Raw genomic sequence first — 20,994 nt, forward strand, 5'->3', positions numbered from 1 at the left:
GACGGGATGCGGCTCGATCGTGGTACGCCCGACCAGGCCGGAGCGATCCGCGATCTCACCCTGCGCGCCTATGCGAAATGGCTGCCGGTCACGCAGCGCAAGCCGCGGCCGATGACGGCCGATTATGACCTCGCGCTCAGCGAGCACCGGTTCGATTGCCTGTGGAATGGAGAGCGGCTGGCCGGGCTGATCGAGACGGTGCCGGAGGGCGACGCGCTGCTGATCGTGAACGTCGCCGTCGAGCCCGACTATCAGGGCAGGGGCCTCGGCATGACGTTGATGCGGCATGCCGAAACTCTCGCTCGCGCGGCGGGGCTCAGCGGCACGCGGCTCTATACGAACAAGCTGATGACCGAGAATATCGCGCTCTATGAAGCGCTTGGCTATTCGTTCGAGAAAGAGACGATCCATGATGGCGGCGTGGTGGCCGTCCATATGGTGCGGGAGATCGATCTGCAGTCGATATCGTGATGATGGTTCGCGCCGAGGCGCAGAGAGATTTGCGCGCGGCAAGGTCGTGCTTCTTCAGTGTCAGTGCGGCCGACCGGGTCGCACGGGCGCGGGTCGGCCGGCACCGCGTCAGATTCGGCCGAGCAGCAGCAGGATGACGACGATCACGACGATGAGCCCGAGACCGCCCGACGGCACATAGCCCCAGTTGCGGCTGTGCCCCCAGGTGGGAAGCGCACCGACCAGGGCCAGGATAAGAATGATGATCAGGATGGTGCCGAGCATGTCCGTGCCTCTCCGATTTTGGTTCGGATAGAGAACGAGCCCGGGGCGCCGGGGTTCCTGCCGAGGCTGAACGCGCCTTAGCGGCGGGCCGCGACGAATTTCGGCAGGTTCGGTCCGCCGTCCGGCGAGGCGCTGTAATCGATGACGCACAGAAAGCGGTTGCGCGGGTGAACGCCGCAGCCGACGCCGGCGTACAGGCTGCCCGGGGAAAAGATCAGCGCGCGGTGCCCGCGGCCGGGAAGGCCGTCATCGATGATCAGCTGGCGAACCACCGCGACCGGATCGTCATAGCCATAGGAGATCGTCTCGCCGACAAAGATGCCGCCGCCGAGCCGCTTGACCCGATCGCCGGGCATTTCGCCGTCGGCCGAGCGATGCCCGGTATAGCCGCTCGCGCCCTGCTCGTCAGCGAAGCCCCGGGCAGCGCGCGCGAGCAGGGCGCCGGGTTCGAGCGCCGGCAGGGGCGCCTGGCGATCGAGAAAGTCGATTGCCTCATCGACCGCATCGGTGCCTTCGTTCGTCATCTCGCCGACCGGATCGCCCGGCAGATGGACGACCCGGCCGTCGAACAGGTCGCGGTACCGGCGCAGATCGTCGGCATAGTCGCGCGGATGGGTACGGACGAAGTTGATCTCGGCGAGGACCGCATCTTCGAGCGTGTCGGATGGGGGAGGCGGGGGCGCGCTCGTACCGGCCAGCGTAAGCCAGCACATAGCGAGCGCCGCAGCGCAACGACCCGGACCCATCATCATCTGGCCCCCCGCGGGCCGACTCGTCGCGTGATTGCGACCTATTTCAACGCGTTAAAGCTGCTAACTCAGGGCAGGGAGAATGCAATTGGCCCACGCGCCGGAAACCCTGTTCCAGCGCCGGACGGTGGCGGGAAAGCGCCGAATGGCCCCGGGGCGACCCTGCCAGTCTCCGCGCCGTGCACGCGGCGGGCTCAATCCGGCGGTGCTGCCGGAGGGCGAGCATGGCGCGACCTTACTCCGATCGTCGCGGAAAAGTTCCGGCTCGTCGCAGAAAAATTCCCGTTCATGATCTTGAAACTTTTTCCGCACGCCGCACGTATGGGGCAAGACCCCTCGCATACGAAATGACCAGTCCCATGAAAAACGTCGTCCCGCTCTTCTTCGCGCTGATCCCGCTGATCGCCGTGGTCGGCGCCTGCGTCGCGGTGCCGTAACAGCGTCCTCGCGCCTCCCGACAAGGGGGTGAGAGTAGAAAAAGAAAGGGCCGCCCCGATTGTTCGGGACGGCCCTTTTTTCTTGTCCTGGCGGAAGGATCAGCCTTCGCTGGGCTCTTCAGCTTCCGGTGCGGCCGAAACCTCGGCGGTGGCGCCGGGCTCAGCGTTCGGATCATAGGCCTCGACGAAGCCGGCTTCGTCCTTTTCGAACATCGCGCTCATCACGTCGACGCCCTTGGCCTGCATCTCGGCCTCTTCAGGCGAGCGCGCGACATTGACCTTGATCGTCACCGACACCTCGGGGTGCAGCGCGACCTTGACCTCATAGACGCCGATCGCCTTGATCGGCTTGTTGAGCACGATCGCCGACTTGGAGACCTTGTGGCCTTCCGCCTCGAGCGCCTCGAGCAGATCGCGGACCGCGACCGAGCCGTAGAGCTGGCCGGTGTTCGACGACTGGCGGATCAGCGTCAGCGTGATGCCGTCGATCGTCTTGGCTTCGACCTCGGCCTCGGCGCGACGGGTCGCGTTCTCGGCCACGATCTTCTCGCGGTTCTTCTCGAAGACCTTGCGGTTTGCCTCGTTCGAGCGAAGCGCCTTCTTGTTGGGGAGAAGGAAGTTGCGGGCGAACCCGTCCTTGACCTTCACCACGTCGCCGATCTGCCCAAGCTTCTCGACGCGTTCCAGCAGGATCACATCCATGCGTTCCGCTCCTTACTTAACGATATAGGGCAGCAGGCCCAGATGACGGGCGCGCTTGATCGCCTGGGCGAGCTCGCGCTGCTTCTTGCCGCTCACCGAGGTGATGCGGCTCGGGACGATCTTGCCACGCTCGGACACGAAGCCCTGGAGCAGCCGGACGTCTTTGTAATCGATCCGGGGAGCGTCTTTTGCCGAAAAAGGGCAGCTCTTGCGGCGGCGGAAAAATGGGCGTGCCATGGTCTATATGCTCCTTATTCGCCGTCGAAGTCGCGACGGGGGCGGTCGCCCCGATCACCACGGTCCGGACGGTCGCCACGATCGCCGCGCTCGCTGCGACGCTCACGATCACGATCGCTCTTGCGCATCATCACCGACGGGCCCTCTTCGAGGCCGTCGACCTTGACGGTCATGTAGCGGATGATGTCTTCGTTGATCTGGACCTGGCGCTCGAGCTCGGCGACCACGCCCGCGGGCGCGTCGATTTCGAGCATGACGTAATGCGCCTTGCGGTTCTTCGCGATCTTGTAGGCGAGGCTGCGCAGGCCCCAATTCTCGGTCTTGACGACCTTGCCCTTGTTGTCTTCGATGATCTTGGTGGCGGTTTCCGCCAGCGTGTCCACCTGCGCCTGTGCCAGATCCTGGCGCGCAAGGAACACATGCTCGTATAGAGCCATGCTGCTTTCTCTTCTCTTGGCCGATCGCTGACGTGCGCACCATGCGCATGCCCCTCCGGCTATCGTCTTCAATGCAAACCGGGGCGAAAAGCGTGTGCTCTCCACCCCGATGGGTGGTGCCTGTAGCGGAAATCGGGCGAAAGGCAAGGGAGACTAACTCTCCATCGGGCTCAATCGACCGGCGCGGGTGGTGATAGCCATTGAGATAGGAGGATTCACGCGAAGGCGCGAAGAGAAAGTGGAAAGGCCCGGCTATCGGCAGGTGCAAAATCGAGCCTTTTCGTCGGGCACAACCTCTTCGCGCCTTCGCGCCTTCGCGTGAATATTAAAGACGCCGGCGAAACCGGGCGTCGAACGTCGATCCTAGAGGATGGGTTTCGAAATCAACGCCTCTTCAGCCGCGCAATTCTGCGGCTTGGGCGTCGCCGGATCGGCGCGCAGGGCTGCCAGCTCGGCGCGGGCGGCGGCGACATCGGCCTGGAACGCAGCCTGCCCGTGATCGGCGGCGAGCGTCGCCGAGGCAGTGATGCGGCCTGCCTCGACGGCGCTGGCATTGTGCGAGCCGCAGACGATCCGGCTTTCGCCATAGGCGCGGCCACGGGTGAGGATCGCGGTCGAGCGATCGGGGGCGAGCTCGGCGAGCAGCAGGGCCCAGGTCCAGCTCCAGGTGGCGTGGCCCGAGGGATAGTCATAGCTTCCCGTCATGTTGGCGAGCGGCTCGCAGACCGGGCCCTTGTCGATCACGAAAGGCCGGTCGCGCTTGAAATAATTCTTGGCGGTGCCTGCCTGGGTGGAGGTGTCGATCGCCGCCTTGCCGATCAGGGTCATGGTTTTCGGCGCGGCCTGCGGCGTCAGCGACACGCCGAGCGCGCAGCTGAAGGCGCCGAGCATCGTTGCCGGATCGCTCCTGACGTCATGTGTCGCCAGGTCGCCGCGCGGGGTGCCAAGCCAGTGGCGGGTCGCCCTGAAGATCGCGCGATCGGCCTCATATTGCGCGTCGCCCTTGTGCGGGGCGGCCTGCAGGATTGTCGTGATGTCGATCGTGCCCGAGGGCAGATAGCCCGAACGCGCCTGGCTGAGGCCGAGCCGGGGCACCGCCGCGGTCGTCGCGATGGCGAGCGATGCCGCCATGATCCAGGTTCGTCCGTTCATGCTGCCCTTTCGCTCGCGGCGGCGAGTCGGACGAGCATGGCATGAGTGACGATGCCGATAAATAGAAACTGCTGGAAAACCGGGTCCGGTTCCCGCACGAGCCCGCCCGCCTGGCCGCTTGCGGGTTCGGCAGGTTCGGAACGACGCCCCGGATGGCGATGTTCGACGGGAAAGTCGCACGGGCGGTTCGGAGCGACTGCCGCTCAGCGCGCCGGCCGGATTGCAGTGCGAGACCGTTACCGCCCGACGAACACGCGCTTCGGCAGCACCACGTGCACCCCCTTGTTGCGATCGACCAGCTCGGTGATCTCGACATCGCCGGCGACGCTGACCAGCATATAGGCGTCGTCGCGGGTCATGCCCCTGGCGCTCACGAGCCAGTCGATCATGTTGCGCAGGGCCTTGCGGGTGGCGTTGCTGAGATTGTCGTCAAAGCCCATGGCGATATAGGCGTCAGGAGTCTCAGCGCGGGGATAGGACGTGTGCTCGCCCTTGTGCAGGATGAACTGGAAGGTGCCCGTCAGCGAGGTTTCGAGCGCGGTGATGTCGACTTCGCCATTGCCCTGCGCGGCATGGCCGTCGCCGGCCTGGAACAGCGCGCCGGCGGCATGGACAGGCAGGAACAGGGTGGTGCCGGCGACCAGCGCCTTGTCATCCATATTCCCGCCATTGATTGTCGGCGGCGCGCTGTCGTAGCGGCCGAAGGCGGGCGGCGGCGCGACGCCCATGCTGCCGAAGAACGGGCGGAGCGGAATCTCGATGCCGGGAGCAAAGCGCCCGACCATGCGCTCGCGGTCGAGCGGCACGATCTTCATGCGGGCATAGGGGAAGTCGTCGGTCAGGAAGCCCGCGCCGTAACGGGACGCGTTATAGGCATAGGGAATTGCCAGGTCGATGCTGAGGATACGCACTTCGAGCGTATCGCCGGGCTCGGCACCCTCGATCGCAATCGGGCCGGTCAGGATATGGCCGCCGGGGCCGCGTGCGGCCGCGGGCACGCCGTCGAACACCGCGCGCAGCTCGGGCTGGACGTCGGCGGGCGCGACACCCGCCTTTTCCAGGCCGGTCGGGCTGTTGGTCAGCAGGGTGTGCATCACCACCGTGTCGCCCGATCGGATTGTCAGCACCGGCTTGTCGCTGGCGTCGTAATGGCCCCAGGCGACGGTCTGCGGCGTGGCGGGAAGGTCCCAGGTCTTGGCGGAAGCCGGGGCGGCAAAGGCCAGCGCGATGATGGGCAACAGGATACGGATCGGATTTCCCCCTTCAATAAGCCAGTGCACAGCCATCGGCGCGCATCTCGCTTGCCGCGGCATAGACCCGGGTGCCGCGATCGACGCGACGCTCGACGCATTCATAGCGGCCGAATCCGCCATCGGGTTGACCGATGGTCCAGCCGATCTCGGCAAGCCGGCGTCGCGTCGCGAGCGGTACGCCCGTTTCCAGCCGCAACAGGCCAGTCGGCGACAGGCCGGGCGAATCCTCCCCCATTGACTGTGAGGATCCCTCATGGTGCCAGCGCGGCGCATCGCCGGCGGACTGCACCTCGAGCCCATAGTCGACCCGGTTGAGGATAATCTGGGTCTGCCCCTGGGGCTGCATGTCACCGCCCATCACGCCGAAGCTCAGCCACGGGTCGCGCCCGCGCGTCGCGAAGCCGGGGATGATCGTCTGGAACGGCCGCTTGCCCGGCGCATAGAGGTTGGGATGGCCGTCCTCGAGGCTGAACAGCTGCCCGCGATCCTGGAACATGAAGCCGAGCCCGTCGGCGACCAGCCCGGATCCCATGCCGCGGAAGTTCGACTGGATCATCGACACCATCATGCCGTCGCGGTCGGCGCAGGAGAAATAGGTGGTGTCGCCATGGCTCGGCGCCTGGCCCGGATAGACAGGGGTGAGAATGCGGTCCGGGCTGATCAGCTTCGCCCGCTGCGCCGCATAGTCCTTCGAGATCAGCCACTCGACCGGAACCTTGCTGAAATGCGGGTCAGCGTAGAAACGCGCGCGATCCTCATAAGCGAGGCGCTTCGCCTCGGCCTGGAGGTGGATCGAGAGCGGCGACTGGAAGCCGGCGCCGGCCATGTCGAAATGCTCGAGGATGTTGAGCATCTGCAGCGTGGCGATGCCCTGGGTATTGGCGCCCAGCGCGTGGACGGTGACGCCGCGATAGCCGGTCTGGTGGGGCTCGACCCATTCGCTGTGGTGCGCGGCAAGATCGGCGGCGGTCATCCAGCCGCCGATGCGCTTGAAATAGGCGTCGATCGTCCGGGCGGTCTCGCCGCCGTAAAAGCCGTCGCGCCCGCCCGCTGCGATGGCGCGATAGGTCCGTGCGAGATCCGGGTTTCGGAACACGCCGCCGGGTTCGGGCGACGCGCCGCCCGGCGCATAGGTCCGCATGGCGTTGGCGGTTTCCTCGATCATCCCGCCGGCGCGACGAAAGCCTTCGAGATTGCGCCGGACATAATAGGCGATGATGTCGGGCATCGGTGCGCCCGCCTCGGCGAGCTCGATCGCGGGGGCGAACAGGCCTGCCCAGGGAAGCCGGCCATAGCGCTTGTGCATGGTCCACCACGCATCGACCGCGCCGGGCACCGAGACGCTGACCGCGCCGAGCGGTGGCAGCGCACCGTTCGCCGCGCGGGCGCGCACCGTCTCGAGCGTCAATCCGCGCGGCGAGGCGCCCGATCCGGCGAGACCGACGACCTTGCCGGCGGCCGGATCCCAGATCATCGCATAGGCATCACCGCCAACGCCGCTCGAAGTCGGTTCGAGCAGGCCGAGACAGGCATTCATCGCGATTGCCGCATCGACTGCCGAGCCGCCGCGCCTGAGAATATCGATCCCGGCCTGGGTCGCCAGCGGATGCGCCGTGCCGGCCGCGCCGTTCAGCCCATAGACGGCGCTGCGTGAGGCGAAGCTCGCCCCGACCGGTCGGTCGCCTGGGCCGACATCAGGGCGCAGGAAGCTCGGTTCGCCCGCCGGCCACGCCTGCGGCAGCGCGCCCGGCACATTGCGGGCGAGCAACGGTGCGGCGAGGGCGGCGGCGGGAACGCCGGCGAGGAAATGTCTACGGTCCAAACGGAGGCCTCCGGCGTCGATCGCTTCAGCCCGAGCCTAATGCGCGGCGCGGCCGTGCGGAAGCGCGTTGTTGCACGGGCCGGAAGCGCCCGCTTCAAATCGCCATGCGGGCGACGTCGATTACCGCCGTCGCAAATTCCCGAGGCGCTTCCTGCGGAAGATTGTGGCCGATCCCGCCGCTGATCGTGCGATGCTCGTATTTTCCGGTGAATTTCGCGGCATAAGCGGATGGCGGCGGATGCGGCGCGCCGTTCGCATCGCCTTCCATGGTGATGGTGGGAACCGTAATCGCGGGGGCTGTCGCGAGGCGCTGTTCGACAGCGTCATAGCGGCGTTCACCGTCAGCGAGCCCGAGGCGCCAGCGGTAATTATGGACGACGATCGCGACATGATCGGGGTTTTCGAAAGCGGCCGCTGATCGATCGAAGGTCGCATCGTCGAACTGCCATTTCGGCGAGGCGAGCTTCCAGATCAGTTTCGCGAAGTCGTGGCGGTTCTTCTCGTAGCCGAGCCGGCCGCGCTCGGTCGCGAAATAGAATTGATACCACCATTGCAGTTCGGCCTCGGGCGGCAGCGGCATCTTCCCCGCCGCCTGGCTGCCGATCAGATAGCCGCTGACGGAGACCAGCCCCGTGACCCGTCCGGGCCATAAGGCAGCGACGATGTCAGCCGTCCGGGCGCCCCAGTCGAAGCCGGCAAGGACTGCCCGCTCGATATGGAGCGCGTCCATCAGGGCAATAGCGTCCTCCGCCAGGGCGGCGGGCTGGCCGTTGCGGAACGTCTCGGCGGCGAGGAACCGCGTGGCGCCATAGCCGCGCAGATAGGGTATGATCACGCGGTGGCCGCCGGCTGCGAGGATCGGCGCTACCTCGACGAAGCTGTAAATGTCGTATGGCCAGCCATGCAGGAGGATGACCGGCGGCCCCTTCGCCGGGCCGAGATCTGCATAGGCCACCTCGAGCAGGCCGGCATTGATGCGTTCGAGCGGCGGGTACCCCCCGGCGGCAGCCGTAACGGGTTGCGCGACCGGGGTCTGAGCCCCGCCAGGCGCGCCCAGCAGGCCGAGCCCGGATGCGGCGAGCGCGATACCCGCCGTGCCGCAAAGCTGTCGCCGTCGCGTGTCGATGCATTCCTTCGCTGGATTCATGGTCATGTGAGCCTTCCTTTCCTGGTCTGCGGCCGCGCGCTCAGCGCAACGGCCGGAACGCGTCCCTGAGCTCGCGCGCGAGGATTTCAGGTTGTTCCCACGCAGCGAAATGCCCCCCTTTCTCCGCCATATGAAAATAGGACAGGGTCGGGTAGGCGCGCCGCGCCCAGCTCTCCGGCGCATGGTAATATTCGTCCGGAAAGACCGTGATCGCGACCGGGAGGGCAATCTGGTCGGTCTTCTGCGCTGCCGCGAAGACGATCGATCGCCCGGCATTCTCCCAGTAGAGCCGCGCCGCCGAGGTCGCGCTGTTCGTCAACCAGTAGAGACTGATGTCGTCAAGCACATCGTCCCGCGCGAGCAGGCGCTCGGGTTCGCCGTCATTATAGTCGTAGATGAAGGCAGCGAGCCCGATGGGAGAATCAGCCAAGGCATAGCCGATCGTCTGCGGGCGGGTGCCCATCATCGCCGCATAGGCCCTTTTCTTCTTCAGCAGCGCGTCGATTCCGTCGAACGCGGCACGCTCCTGGTCGGTCAGCCCGGCCGGGGCCGGTCCGCCGCTCGAAAGCACCGCTGCCACGTCCGGCGGGACCGTCGCCGGCAGGTTGATGTGGATGCCGAGCAATCCCGGCGGCGCCTGACGCGCCATTGCTTCGCTGACCGGCGATCCCCAATCGCCCCCCTGGGCGACATAGCGGGTATAGCCCAGGCGTTTCATCAGCTCGGCCCAGGCGCGGGCGATATGGTCGGGGTCCCAGCCGACGCTGGCCGGCTTGCCGGAGAAGCCATAGCCCGGCATCGACGGGATAACGACGTCGAAGGCATCCTCGGCCTTGCCGCCATACGCGGTCGGATCAGCAAGCGGGCCAATGATCCCGAGCTGCTCGATCACTGAGCCCGGCCAGCCATGCGTCACGATCACCGGCAATGCGCGCGGGTGACGAGACCGGACATGGATGAAGTGAATATCGATACCGTCGATCGTCGTCACGAACTGCGGCAGGGCGTTCAGCCTCGCCTCCACCCGGCGCCAGTCATAGCCGCTGCCCCAATAACGGGCGATTTCCTGCATCCGGGCCAGTTGATTGCCCTGCGACCGATCAGCGACGGTTTCCTTGTCCGGCCAGCGCGTCGCGCGAATGCGCCGCCTCAGCTCGGCCAGCGCCTCGTTGGGGATATGGACGCGGAAAGGCCGGATCGACCTGTCCTCAGCCGGCTGTGCGGATGCCGCTGCGCCGTGCATTGCCGTCCCGATCGCGGCATCATGATGTGCGGGGTGAGCGGCCGCTACCGTCGCCGGGAGGGCGAGCAGCAGCGAAACGAGATATTTGCTGGTCATCGCGATCCTCCTTCCATCGCCGGGCAATCGCGTCGCGGGCGATCCCCAGAGGGACCGCCCGCGTTCGGTTCAGCGCAGCGTGCGGAAGCTTGCCCGGAGTTCTTCCGTAAAGACTTTGGGCTGTTCCCAGGCAGCGAAATGGCCGCCCTTGGCGAGGCGGTTATAATGGATGAGTTTGGGATAGGCCTTTTCGGTCCAGCTGCGCGGGGCTGTGTAGATCTCGTCGGGAAAGGCGCTGACCGCCGCCGGGATCGGCACGCCCTTCGGGGCGAAGAAGGGAAGCTTGCTTTCCCAATAGAGCCGCGCCGAGGAGACCGCCGTGTTGGTCAGCCAGTAGAGCGTGACGTTGTCGAGGATGTCGTCGCGCGTCAGTCCCTCGGGCTGGCCGTCGAAGACGCGGGTGATGAGCGCATAGCTGCGTGCATCATGGTCGAGCATCCAGGCGGCAAGCCCGATCGGTGAATCCTCGATTGCGTAGAGAGTCTGCGGGCGGCCGCCCATTTCCTGGGCGTAGGCGAGGCCGTGCTTGAAGAAGAAGTCGAGCTGGTCCCAGGCATATTGCTCGTCGGCCGAGAGGCCCGCCGGCGCCGGGCCCCCGGCCGAGAGCGCCTTCGAGACGTCATCCGGCAGGGTGGCGGGCATGTTGGTGTGGATGCCGACCAGGCCCGGCGGCTTCAACAGCGCCATCTGCTCGGTGACCGCATTGCCCCAGTCGCCGCCCTGCGCGACGTAGCGCGAATAGCCGAGGCGCTGCATCAGCACGATCCAGGCGTGGGCGATCCGCACCGGATCCCAGCCGAGCATTGTGGGTTTGCCTGAAAAGCCGTGTCCGGGCAGCGACGGGATCACGACGTCGAATGCATCAGCGGCAGTGCCGCCATGCGCGGTCGGGTCGGTGAGCGGATCGATGATCTTCAGCTGCTCGATGATCGAGCCGGGCCAGCCATGGGTGACGATGACCGGCAGGGCATGGTCGTGCTTCGAGCGGACATGGATGAAGTGAATGTCGACCCCGTCGATCTCGGTGATGAACTGCGGCAGGGCATTCAGCCGCGCTTCGATCTTGCGCCAGTCATGCGTCGTCGCCCAATAGTGCGCGAGAGCCTGCATCGTGGCGAGTTGAACGCCCTGCGTGGCATCCGGCACCAGTTCGCGACTGGGCCACTTCGTCGCCGCGACCCTGCGACGAAGATCGGCCAGCGCTTCATCGGACGCATGGAAATGGAAGGGCCGGATCGACGGGTCGCCGCTCGGCTGCGCCAGCGCTGCCGCATCGTCGCCATTGGCAACCGCACCGGGAGAGGCAATGGCGTGCGCCGGCGCCGCGGTTTCCACATGTGCCGGAGACGGCGCTGTGGTTTCGGCGTGCGCGGCAGCGGTGGGAAGAATGGCGCCGATGGTGCCCATCATGGCGGAAGTGACCAGGAAATCGCGCCTGCCAATCAGCGCGTGACGCTTGGACATAGTCGTTCTCCTCATTCGATACAGGGCAATGCTGGAGCGGCGATTGCCAGTGCGAATTAAGTCGACGATCAAAAGGCTGTGCCCGGCAGTCCCCTGCCTCCAGCGGCGGAGCCTGTATCAGAAATCTGCCCGGTTTTTGAGTCGCGCGCGTAACGCGCATCTTTCGTAAACCACGAAAAGCGGCGGGGCATCGCTGCCCCGCCGCCCGCTTGTCGAAAGATGGATCGCTTACCGAATCGCGCCTGCGATGATCCCGGCGATCACGCCGCTGGTGATGCCGACCAGCACTGCATCATTGCCCGAGCGGACATAATGATAGCCGCGCGGCGGGGCCTTCAGGCGATAGCCGCGATAGTCATTGATCACCCGATAGTTGCGCGCCCGGCGATAGTCGAAGCGCTCGCCGCGGCGCCAGTCGTTGCGGTACTCGGCGCGATCGTAGCGGCTCACCGTGCGGTCGACGACCACAGTGCGGCCCGGCTGATGGCGTACGACCGTCTCGTGGCGCTGCTGCTGATGCGGATAGTCCTGCGCTGACGCTTCGCTGGCAACCATCGGGCTGGCGACCATCGACGCCGCGATGGCGGTCAGGATGAACTTCTTCATGATACTCACTCCTCGGTTCGGCGCGCTGTTCGGCGTCAAGACCTATCTGGGAGGCGGTTGTCGCAGGCCCGTACCAAGGATCGGGCAAAATGGTCGCCATTTGTCGCGGCTTGCCTAAGTTCGTTCAGCTTTCTAGTCCGCCAGCCCTGAACTGAAGGAACCGACCATGCGCGCATTCATCTTTCCGGGACAGGGCAGCCAGGCTGTCGGGATGGGCAAGGCTCTGGCCGAAGCGAGCACGATTGCCCGCGCCGTGTTCGAGGAAGTCGACGAGGCGCTCGGTCAGCATCTCTTCAAGCTGATGAGCGAAGGCCCCGAGGACGAGCTCCAGCTCACCGAAAATGCCCAGCCCGCGATCATGGCCAACGCAATCGCGACCTTGCGGGTGCTCGAGAAGGAGGGCGGCATCCGCCTCGCCGACAAGGCCGATTATGTCGCGGGGCATTCGCTCGGCGAATATAGCGCCCTGTGTGCCGCGGGGTCGCTTGATCTCGCGACGACGGCCTTGCTGCTCAAGCATCGCGGGCTGGCGATGCAGGCGGCGGTTCCGGTCGGTGTCGGCGCGATGGCGGCGCTGCTCGGCGCCGATGTCGAGAAGGCGCGGATCATCGCCAATGCAGCGGCCGAGGGCGAGGTGTGCACTGTCGCCAACGATAACGATCCATCGCAGGTCGTGATTTCGGGCGCGCGCGAAGCGATCGAGCGGGCGGTGAACATCGCCAAGGAATATGGCGCCAAGCGCGCAGTGCTGCTGCCGGTCTCGGCGCCGTTCCACTGCCCGTTGATGCAGCCTGCCGCCGACGCCATGGAAAAGGCGCTCGCCGAAGCGCGGATCGACTCGCCGCTGGTGCCGGTGTTCGCCAATGTCACCGCGCAGCCGGTCAGCGACCCAGACACGATCCGGCGGCTGCTGGTCGAGCAGGTGACCGGCATGGTGCGCTGGCGCGAATCGGTGCTGGCGATGGCCGACACCGGGGTGGAGAGCTTTGTCGAATTCGGCGGCAAGGTGCTGGCACCAATGGTTCGGCGGATCGTGGCCGACGTCGACGCAGTGAGCGTGATCACGATGGAGGATATCGAGGCTTTCGCGAAAAGCCTGTAATTCCCCCTCTCCCCTTGTGGGAGAGGGAAGGGGCCCGCGCCGTAGGCGTGGGAAGGGTGAGGGGGACACATGTCGTTGTCTCGAACCTCACTCCCCCTCATCCGGCGCTTCGCGCCACCTTCTCCCACAAGGGGAGAAGGGAAAGAGGAGAGAAGAATGTTCGACCTGACAGGCATGACAGCGCTGGTGACCGGCGCTTCCGGGGGGCTCGGCTCGGCGATCGCCGAGGCGCTGGCGGGGCAGGGGGCGCGGCTGGCGGTTTCCGGCTCGAATGTGGCCAAGCTCGAGGCGTTCCGGGCCGGGCTGGGTGGCGATCATGTCTCTTTGCCCTGCGATCTCTCCGATGCGGCCTCAGTCGATGCGCTGGTGCCGCAGGCGGTCGAGGCGCTCGGGAAGCTCGATATCCTGGTCAACAATGCCGGCGTCACGCGCGACAACCTCGTCATGCGGATGAAGGACGAGGAATGGGATCTGGTGATCCGGGTCAATCTCGAGGCCGCCTTCCGCCTCGCCCGCGCCGCCGCGCGGCCGATGATGAAGGCACGGTTCGGACGGATCATCTCGGTGACCTCGGTCGTGGGGACGACGGGCAATCCGGGCCAGGCGAATTATGCCGCGTCCAAGGCGGGGCTGGTGGGCATGTCAAAGGCGCTCGCGCAGGAACTGGCCTCGCGGGGCATCACCGTGAACTGCGTCGCGCCTGGCTTCATCGCCTCGCCGATGACCGACGTGCTGCCCGATGCCCAGAAGGAAGCGCTCAACGCGCGCATCCCGGCGGGGAAGATGGGCGAGGGCAGCGATATCGGCGCGGCGGTGGTCTATCTCGCCAGCAAGGAAGCGGGCTATGTCACGGGGCAGACGCTGCACGTGAACGGCGGCATGGCGATGATCTGATCGCGCCGATCACGGCTTCACCCCCTTGCAAGGGCACCACACGCGTTCTACGTGCGTTCAGGAATTCAAAACCCCCAGCGATAGAGGGACGATACAATGAGCGAGACCGCAGACCGGGTGAAGAAGATTGTCGTCGAGCATCTCGGCGTCGAGGCCGACAAGGTGACCGAGGACGCGAGCTTCATCGACGATCTGGGCGCGGACAGCCTCGACATCGTCGAGCTGGTGATGGCGTTCGAGGAGGAATTCGAAGTCGAGATCCCCGATGACGCCGCCGAGAAGATCACGACCGTCAAGGACGCGATCACCTTTATCGACGAGCACAAGAGCTGAGCTATGGTGATGGCGCATGCTGCGCCGGAACCAGCCCGAATTCGGGCCGGCACTGAATGATCGGCTCCCCGTCCCCGGGTAACCAAGTGGGTCGGGGAGCCGTTTCTATTTGAAGAATTGAAGAACGGAGATGGCCATGCGCCGTGTTGTCGTAACCGGGCTGGGGCTTGTGACGCCGCTGGGCGCCGATGTCGAAACCGCCTGGGCGAACATTCTCGCCGCCAAATCGGGCGCCGGCACAATCACGCGTTTCGACGCGACCGATTATGCCTGCACCATCGCCTGCGAGGTGAAGCCGGCCGACCATGAATATGGCTTCGACCCGGGCAAGCGCGTCGATCACAAGGTGCAGCGCCAGGTCGATCCGTTCATCATCTACGGCATCGACGCCGCCGGCCAGGCGCTCGAGGATGCCGGGCTCACCGAGATGACCGAGGCAGAGCGCTTCCGCGCCGGCTGCTCGATCGGATCGGGGATCGGCGGCCTGCCGGGCATCGCCAGCGAATCGATCGTGCTCCATGAAAAGGGCCCGCGTCGCGTCTCCCCCCACTTCGTCCATGGCCGTCTGATCAACCTGATCACCGGCCAGGTGCAGATCAAATATGGCCTGATGGGGCCGAACCATGCGGTCGTCACTGCCTGTTCGACCGGCGCGCATTCGATCGGCGACGCTGCGCGGATGATCGCGATGGACGATGCCGATGTGATGCTCGCCGGCGGTGCGGAGGGCGCGATCTGCCCGCTCGGCATTGCCGGCTTCTCGCAGGCGCGGGCGCTTTCGACCAATTTCAACGCGACCCCCGAAAGGGCCAGCCGGCCCTATGACAAGGATCGTGACGGCTTCGTGATGGGCGAGGGCGCGGGCGTCGTCTGCCTCGAGGAATATGAGCGGGCCAAGGCGCGCGGCGCGAAAATCTATGCCGAAGTGATCGGCTATGGCCTGTCGGGCGATGCCTATCATGTGACGGCGCCGCATCCCGAAGGATCGGGCGCGTTCCGCTCGATGGAAATGGCGATGAAGAAGTCGGGCCTGGCGCTGTCCGATATCGACTATATCAACGCGCACGGCACGTCGACGCCGCTCGGCGACGAGCTCGAATTGAACGCGGTACGGCGGCTGTTCGGCAACAATATCGACACGCTGTCGATGAGCTCGACCAAATCGGCGATCGGGCATCTGCTCGGCGGCGCGGGCGCGGTCGAGAGCATCTTCTGCATCCTCGCGCTGCGCGACCAGATCGTGCCCCCGACGCTCAACCTCGACAATCCGAGCGACAATTGCGCCGGCGTCGATCTCGTGCCGCATGTCGCCAAGAAGCGCTCGGTGAAGGCAGTGCTCAACAACAGCTTCGGCTTCGGCGGGACCAATGCCAGCCTTGTGATGCGAGCCATATAAGAGCGTGCGCAGGCTCGGTTGCTTCGCGCTGCTCCTGATATTGGCGGCGATCGCGCTCGGATTCGCCGGACTGCAATATTGGAGCTGGCACGGGCCGCTGAAGCATAACATCACGATCGAGATCGCGCCCGGCACGTCGCTGGCCACCGCTTCGACTCAGCTCGAAAAGGCCGGGGCGATCAGGTCGGCTCAGCAATTCCGGCTGTTCGCCAAGGTGCTCGGCTCGGATGCGCCGATCAAGGCAGGCGAATACCGGATCCCGGCGCATCTCAGCCAGTCCGACATCCTGAAGGTGCTGCAGGGCAGCAAGACGCTGCAGCGCTTCGTCACCATCCCCGAAGGCTGGCCATCAGTGATGGTGAAGGACGCGCTCGACAAGACGCCCGGGCTTAAGGGCAATGTGCAGGTGCCGCTCGAAGGCACGATCCTGCCCGACAGCTACAGCTTCCAGCGCGGCAATACGAAACAGTTCATGGTCGATCGCATGCAGCGCGCGATGGTGAAATATCTCGCTGATGCCTGGGAGAAGCGCAAGCCGGGCCTGGCGGTGACAACGCCGCGCGAAGCGCTGATCCTCGCCTCGATCGTCGAGAAAGAAACCGGCAAGCCAAGCGAAAGACGGCTGGTCGCTGCGGTCTATTCGAACCGGCTGAAGCGCGGCATGATGCTCCAGGCCGATCCGACGATCATCTATCCGATCACCAAGGGGCGGCCGCTCGGTCGCCGTATCCTCGAATCCGAGGTGCATGCGGTCAACGCCTACAACACCTATGCCATGACCGGGCTGCCCGCGGGGCCGATCTGCAACCCGGGGCGGGCGTCGATCGACGCGGTGCTCGATCCGGCACCATCGAACGCGCTGTATTTCGTGGCAGACGGGACGGGCGGGCATGTGTTCGCCGACACGCTCGAGCAGCACAACGCGAACGTGCAGAAATGGTATGCGATCAGGAAGTCGCGCGGGGAGATGTGACCTTCTCAAGTCCCTCCCCTGCAGGGGAGGGACTTTTAGCGGCGCAAGCCAGCCGCGGCCCGCGCCCTGGCTTCGACCTCGGCCATCGTCCCGCCGGTCACCCAGCTTCCGCCGACGCACAGCACGGGCGCGAAGGCGAGCCATTCAGGCGCGCTTGCCTCGGTGATGCCGCCGGTCGGGCAGAACTGGCATTGATAGAAGGGTGCGGCGAGGGCTTTCAGCGCCTTCAGCCCGCCCGATGCTTCCGCCGGGAAGAATTTGAAATGGCTGAGCCCGAGCTCGAGCCCGAGCATGATGTCGGCCGCATTGGCGATGCCGGGCAGGAAGGGAACGCCGCTCGCGATGATCGGCGTCGCGAGCCGCTCGGTGAGGCCGGGCGAGACGATGAATTCGACGTCGGCGTCCATCACCTGCTCGAACTGCTCGGTCGAGACGACCGTCCCGGCACCGACGATCGCGCCGGGGACCTTCTTCATTTCGCGGATCGCATCGAGCGCGGCCGGGGTGCGCATCGTCACTTCGAGCACCTTCAGGCCACCGGCGACCAGAGCTTCGGCCAGCGGCCGGGCGGTCGAGGCATCGTCGATCACCAGCACGGGAATCACGGCGCTGGTCCGCATGATCGCTTCGATACCGCTCATCGGGCATGCTCCTGGGCAAAGGCGGCCGCGGCGCCGAACAGGCCGGGCTGGGGATGGGTGATGAGCTTCACCGGTATCGCCTCCATCCGCGTCCGGAAACGCCCTTTCGCCGCGAAACGCTCGGCAAAGCCCGAGCGCGCCAGATGATCCTTGAGGCGGAGGCCAAGTCCGCCCGCGATCACAACGCCCTTTGCGCCATGCGCCAGCGCCAGATCACCCGCGACGGCGCCAAGGCTGAGGCAGAAACGGTCGAGCGCGGCGAGCGCGAGGCTGTCGGCGCCCTCGAGCGCCATCAGCCAGATCGCCTTGTCATCCAGCCGCTGCACCGCGCGGCCCTCGATCTCGGCGAGCGTCTCGTAGATGGTGATGATCCCGGGGCCGGCGACGATCCGCTCGGTCGACACCCGGTTATATGTGCGCCGTAGCCGCTTGAGCATCGTATCCTCGAGCGCATCGAGCGGGGCGAAATCGACATGGCCGCCCTCTGTCTCGATGACATGATAGCCGTGCGCCTGACATAATATCTGCGCGACGCCGAGCCCGGTGCCTGGGCCGCAAACCGTCAGCACACCCTGCTTTTCAAAAGGCTCGTCGGGGCCGCAGAGATGCAGGAAATAGTCGTTGGGGAGCTGGGCGGCGGCATGGCCGACCGCGCCGAAATCATTGATCAGGACGAAGGTATCGACATCCAGCCGTTCCTTGACCAGCGCCGGGCGGATGATCCAGGGATTGTTGGTGAGCTTGATGAGCTCGCCTCCCACCGGCGATGCGACGGCGATCGCCGCGGCGCGCGGCATCGGGCGGTCGAGCGACGCGGCGAATGCCTGCCAGGCGGTCTGCAGACTCGCATGCTCGGCGGTCTTCTGCATCGAGGTTTCGCCGAGCGAGACGACGCGGCCATTGGCGATTTCGGCGATGGCGAAACGCGCATGGGTTCCGCCGATATCGACCGCGACGACTTCCATGCTCACCATCCCATTGCGGCCATCACGGCGGATGCGCCTTTTTCGGCCTCGTTCGCTGACGCGCGGAACAGCGAGAACAATTCGCGGCCCATACCCTCGGCAGCCGGCGGCGCCTCGGCGGGAAGACGCGCGTTCCACTCGACCTCGTCGACCAGGGCGACAAGGTCACCGGTGTCAGCCGACATGCGGATCACATCGCCGTCGCGTACCCGGGCGAGCGGGCCGCCGCCGAGCGCCTCGGGGCTGGCATGGATCGCGCAGGGGACCTTGCCGCTCGCGCCCGACATGCGGCCATCAGTGACCAAGGCGACGCGGAAGCCGCGATTCTGGAGCACGCCGAGCGGCGGGGTGAGCTTGTGAAGCTCGGGCATGCCGTTGGCGCGCGGACCCTGGAAGCGGACGACGACGACGACGTCGCGATCGAGCTCGCCGGCTTTGAAGGCGGCCTGCACTGCTGCCTGATCGGAAAAGACGCGGGCGGGCGCCTCGATCGTCCAGCGGTCGCGCTCGACGGCGCTCACCTTGATGCAGGCCCGGCCGAGATTGCCGGTGAGAATGCGAAATCCTCCCTCGGCGGCGAAAGGCGCTGATGGCGCACGCAGGATACTATCGTCTCCACTGGCCCCCGGATCCCCCCACACAAGCGCTTCGCCCTCGATCGAGGGACGTTTGGCATACGTTGTCATGTCACTACCGCCGACAGTCTTCAAGTCCCGGTGAAGAAGCCCCGCCCCGAGCAGCTCGCTGATCACCCAGGGCATGCCCCCGGCATCCTCGAACGCGTTCACGTCTGCGGCGCCATTGGGATAGACCCGGGCGATCAGCGGGACGGCTTTTGAAAGCCGGTCGAAATCTTCCCAGTCGATGACGATCCCGGCGGCGGCGGCGATGGCGGGGAGGTGGAGCAGGTGGTTGGTCGAGCCGCCGGTGGCGAGCAGGCCGATCGCTCCGTTGACGATCGCCTTCTCGTCGACGCATTCGCCCAAGGGGCGATATTGATCGCCGTTCCAGCCGATCTCGGCGAGGCGGTGGACCGCGGCGCGGGTCAGCTCCTGTCGCAGCTTGGTACCCGGATTGGCGAAGGCGGCGCCGGGCATGTGGAGACCCATGATCTCCATCATCATCTGGTTGGAATTGGCGGTGCCGTAAAAGGTGCAGGTGCCCTTGGAGTGATAGGCCGCGATCTCGGCGTCGAGCAGGTCTTCGCGGCTTGCCTTGCCCTCGGCGAACTGTTCGCGGACGGCGGCCTTTTCCTTGTTGGGGAGGCCGGAACGCATCGGGCCGCCCGGGATCAGGATCATCGGGAGATGGCCGAAGCGCAGCGCCCCCATCAGCAGGCCGGGGACGATCTTGTCGCAGATGCCGAGCAGGGCGGCGCCCTCGAACATGCCGTGGCTGAGCGCGATCGCCGTGGAAAGCGCGATCGTGTCGCGGCTGAACAGCGAGAGCTCCATGCCGGGATAGCCCTGGGTCACGCCGTCGCACATCGCCGGCACGCCGCCCGCGACCTGCGCGGTGGCGCCGGCCTCGCGCGCCCAGACCTTCATCTGCTCGGGGTAGCGATAATAGGTCGCATGCGCTGAGAGCATGTCGTTGTAAGAGGTTACGATGCCGATGTTCATGCCGCGTCCGGCCTTCATCGCATCGCGATCCTCCTCGGTGCCGGCATAGCCATGGGCGAGGTTGGCGCAGCCGAGCGTGGGCCGCTCGATATGCTGGTCGCGCTCGCGCCGGATCAGCGCCAGATAGGCGTCACGGGTCGGCTTCGACCGGGCGATGATCCGGTCGGTGACGGCGCTCACATCGGGGTGAAGGCTCATGCGGGGCTCCAATGGATATCGACGGGCAGCTCGGCATCAGCGAGGACGCGGCCGATCGGATAGGAGGAAGACGGACCCTGCTTGATCGCCGCCTCGATCACCTTGCGCTTGGCGTCGCCCGTAACGGCGATCATCAGTGCCTTGGCCGAGACGATCGCGGCGCGGCTGAGGGTCACTCGGGCTACCGGCGCCTCGGGCGGCAACGGATCGGGCATCACGCCGAGCGCGCGGCGCTCGCGCGGGCCGTTGATCGCTTCGTCGAAATCGGGGCCGGGGAAGATCGAGGCGGTGTGGCCGTCGGCGCCGACGCCAAGCAGGCAGAGATCGAGCGGCCAATGGAGGTCGCCGAGCCGCGCATCAGCCGCCTTGCCGGCGGCGCGGTAATCCTTGGCCGCCTCGCTGACGATCGGGATCACGCGTGCGCCCTTTGGCAGGAAGGCCTTGCCGATCGCAGTGATATTCGACAGCGGATCGCCCAGCGGCACGATCCGCTCGTCGGTCGGGATGATCGTGACGCGCTTCCAGTCGAGCTTGGTCGCTGCGAGCTTTTCGTAGATCGGCAGCGGCGTCTTGCCGCCCGAGAGCGCAATCACGCACCCGCCGCGCGCATCGATCGCGCTTTCGATCACGAAACCGATGTCGCCCGCGACGGCGGCGGCCATTTCGGCCGCGTCGTCATAATCCCACCATTCGATTTCGTCGCTCATGCACTATCCTTGCTTCAAAACTGCCGTTCGTCCCGAGTAGCCATTGAGCTTGTCGAAATGGCGTATCGAAGGACAAGCCCAAA

Annotated in this window: 22 protein-coding genes; 6 read left to right on the forward strand and 16 right to left on the reverse strand. The window is 65.9% G+C overall.

Translation table 11 applies throughout. The annotated features are described in order from the left end of the window. Positions 1 to 6 precede the first annotated feature (6 nt). Positions 7 to 471: a GNAT family N-acetyltransferase gene (locus ABD050_RS27935; RefSeq protein WP_343892860.1), complete on the forward strand. Its 465-nt coding sequence runs from the start codon at positions 7 to 9 to the stop codon at positions 469 to 471. A gap of 108 nt (positions 472 to 579) precedes the next feature. On the opposite strand, the gene ABD050_RS27940 is transcribed toward ABD050_RS27935, so the two are convergent. The 12 genes from ABD050_RS27940 to ABD050_RS27995 form a co-directional block, all read right to left on the reverse strand. Continuing rightward, positions 580 to 735, reverse strand: a complete 156-nt coding sequence (locus ABD050_RS27940) for a DUF3309 family protein (RefSeq protein ID WP_343892861.1) — start codon at positions 733 to 735, stop codon at positions 580 to 582. Between the two features lie 77 nt (positions 736 to 812). Then, the gene (locus ABD050_RS27945) at positions 813 to 1,487 is read right to left on the reverse strand and encodes a CAP domain-containing protein (protein ID WP_343892862.1); all 675 of its coding nucleotides are present in this window, start codon (positions 1,485 to 1,487) and stop codon (positions 813 to 815) included. Positions 1,488 to 2,020: 533 nt separating this feature from the next. Next, positions 2,021 to 2,623 (reverse strand): 50S ribosomal protein L9, encoded by a 603-nt coding sequence (gene rplI / locus ABD050_RS27950; protein WP_343892863.1) that lies wholly within the window; start codon positions 2,621 to 2,623, stop codon positions 2,021 to 2,023. Between the two features lie 12 nt (positions 2,624 to 2,635). Further along, the gene (gene rpsR, locus ABD050_RS27955; protein WP_034158365.1) at positions 2,636 to 2,860 is read right to left on the reverse strand and encodes a 30S ribosomal protein S18; all 225 of its coding nucleotides are present in this window, start codon (positions 2,858 to 2,860) and stop codon (positions 2,636 to 2,638) included. 14 nt (positions 2,861 to 2,874) lie between these two features. Then, complete coding sequence (rpsF, locus tag ABD050_RS27960; protein ID WP_343892927.1) at positions 2,875 to 3,297, reverse strand: 30S ribosomal protein S6; 423 nt, start codon at positions 3,295 to 3,297, stop codon at positions 2,875 to 2,877. Between the two features lie 363 nt (positions 3,298 to 3,660). Next, entirely contained in the window at positions 3,661 to 4,449 is a 789-nt protein-coding gene (locus ABD050_RS27965; RefSeq protein WP_343892864.1) for an acid phosphatase, read from the reverse strand. Between the two features lie 236 nt (positions 4,450 to 4,685). After that, a complete protein-coding gene (locus ABD050_RS27970; RefSeq protein WP_343892865.1) occupies positions 4,686 to 5,735 on the reverse strand; it encodes an acetamidase/formamidase family protein in 1,050 nt (349 codons plus the stop codon). Next, the gene (locus ABD050_RS27975; protein ID WP_343892866.1) at positions 5,713 to 7,524 is read right to left on the reverse strand and encodes a gamma-glutamyltransferase family protein; all 1,812 of its coding nucleotides are present in this window, start codon (positions 7,522 to 7,524) and stop codon (positions 5,713 to 5,715) included. Before ABD050_RS27975 ends, ABD050_RS27970 begins: the two co-directional genes overlap by 23 nt. Before the next feature lie 94 nt (positions 7,525 to 7,618). Next, positions 7,619 to 8,671: an alpha/beta fold hydrolase gene (locus tag ABD050_RS27980; protein WP_425542522.1), complete on the reverse strand. Its 1,053-nt coding sequence runs from the start codon at positions 8,669 to 8,671 to the stop codon at positions 7,619 to 7,621. A gap of 40 nt (positions 8,672 to 8,711) precedes the next feature. Continuing rightward, positions 8,712 to 10,010 carry an epoxide hydrolase family protein gene (locus tag ABD050_RS27985; protein WP_343892868.1) on the reverse strand — a complete coding sequence of 433 codons (1,299 nt, stop codon included), beginning with the start codon at positions 10,008 to 10,010 and terminating at the stop codon, positions 8,712 to 8,714. A 69-nt stretch (positions 10,011 to 10,079) separates the two neighbouring features. Continuing rightward, the gene (locus ABD050_RS27990) at positions 10,080 to 11,474 is read right to left on the reverse strand and encodes an epoxide hydrolase family protein (protein WP_343892869.1); all 1,395 of its coding nucleotides are present in this window, start codon (positions 11,472 to 11,474) and stop codon (positions 10,080 to 10,082) included. 228 nt (positions 11,475 to 11,702) lie between these two features. Beyond that, positions 11,703 to 12,083 carry an RcnB family protein gene (locus ABD050_RS27995; protein WP_343892928.1) on the reverse strand — a complete coding sequence of 127 codons (381 nt, stop codon included), beginning with the start codon at positions 12,081 to 12,083 and terminating at the stop codon, positions 11,703 to 11,705. Positions 12,084 to 12,246: 163 nt separating this feature from the next. Between ABD050_RS27995 and fabD the strand changes: the two genes are divergently transcribed. The 5 genes from fabD to mltG all read left to right on the forward strand — a co-directional run bounded on the left by fabD (position 12,247) and on the right by mltG (position 16,778). Next, positions 12,247 to 13,182 (forward strand): ACP S-malonyltransferase, encoded by a 936-nt coding sequence (gene fabD, locus ABD050_RS28000; protein WP_343892870.1) that lies wholly within the window; start codon positions 12,247 to 12,249, stop codon positions 13,180 to 13,182. 156 nt (positions 13,183 to 13,338) lie between these two features. Further along, a complete protein-coding gene (gene fabG / locus ABD050_RS28005) occupies positions 13,339 to 14,076 on the forward strand; it encodes a 3-oxoacyl-[acyl-carrier-protein] reductase (RefSeq protein ID WP_343892871.1) in 738 nt (245 codons plus the stop codon). A 96-nt stretch (positions 14,077 to 14,172) separates the two neighbouring features. Continuing rightward, entirely contained in the window at positions 14,173 to 14,409 is a 237-nt protein-coding gene (locus ABD050_RS28010; RefSeq protein WP_010186338.1) for an acyl carrier protein, read from the forward strand. A gap of 136 nt (positions 14,410 to 14,545) precedes the next feature. Beyond that, a complete protein-coding gene (gene fabF / locus ABD050_RS28015) occupies positions 14,546 to 15,805 on the forward strand; it encodes a beta-ketoacyl-ACP synthase II (protein WP_343892872.1) in 1,260 nt (419 codons plus the stop codon). A 4-nt stretch (positions 15,806 to 15,809) separates the two neighbouring features. Further along, the gene (mltG, locus tag ABD050_RS28020) at positions 15,810 to 16,778 is read left to right on the forward strand and encodes an endolytic transglycosylase MltG (RefSeq protein ID WP_343892873.1); all 969 of its coding nucleotides are present in this window, start codon (positions 15,810 to 15,812) and stop codon (positions 16,776 to 16,778) included. 35 nt (positions 16,779 to 16,813) lie between these two features. Here mltG and eda read toward each other — a convergent pair whose 3' ends face one another. From eda to pgl, 4 genes are read right to left on the reverse strand one after another with little or no spacing between them, the layout of a single operon-like run. Continuing rightward, a complete protein-coding gene (gene eda / locus ABD050_RS28025) occupies positions 16,814 to 17,419 on the reverse strand; it encodes a bifunctional 4-hydroxy-2-oxoglutarate aldolase/2-dehydro-3-deoxy-phosphogluconate aldolase (RefSeq protein WP_343892874.1) in 606 nt (201 codons plus the stop codon). Further along, positions 17,416 to 18,384 carry a glucokinase gene (gene glk / locus ABD050_RS28030; RefSeq protein WP_343892875.1) on the reverse strand — a complete coding sequence of 323 codons (969 nt, stop codon included), beginning with the start codon at positions 18,382 to 18,384 and terminating at the stop codon, positions 17,416 to 17,418. Before glk ends, eda begins: the two co-directional genes overlap by 4 nt. 2 nt (positions 18,385 to 18,386) lie before the next feature. Then, positions 18,387 to 20,204: a phosphogluconate dehydratase gene (gene edd, locus ABD050_RS28035; protein ID WP_343892876.1), complete on the reverse strand. Its 1,818-nt coding sequence runs from the start codon at positions 20,202 to 20,204 to the stop codon at positions 18,387 to 18,389. After that, positions 20,201 to 20,911, reverse strand: a complete 711-nt coding sequence (pgl, locus tag ABD050_RS28040) for a 6-phosphogluconolactonase (protein ID WP_343892877.1) — start codon at positions 20,909 to 20,911, stop codon at positions 20,201 to 20,203. Before pgl ends, edd begins: the two co-directional genes overlap by 4 nt. Positions 20,912 to 20,994 lie beyond the last annotated feature (83 nt).

This window comes from Sphingomonas oligophenolica (assembly GCF_039522915.1).
Classification (GTDB): domain Bacteria; phylum Pseudomonadota; class Alphaproteobacteria; order Sphingomonadales; family Sphingomonadaceae; genus Sphingomonas; species Sphingomonas oligophenolica.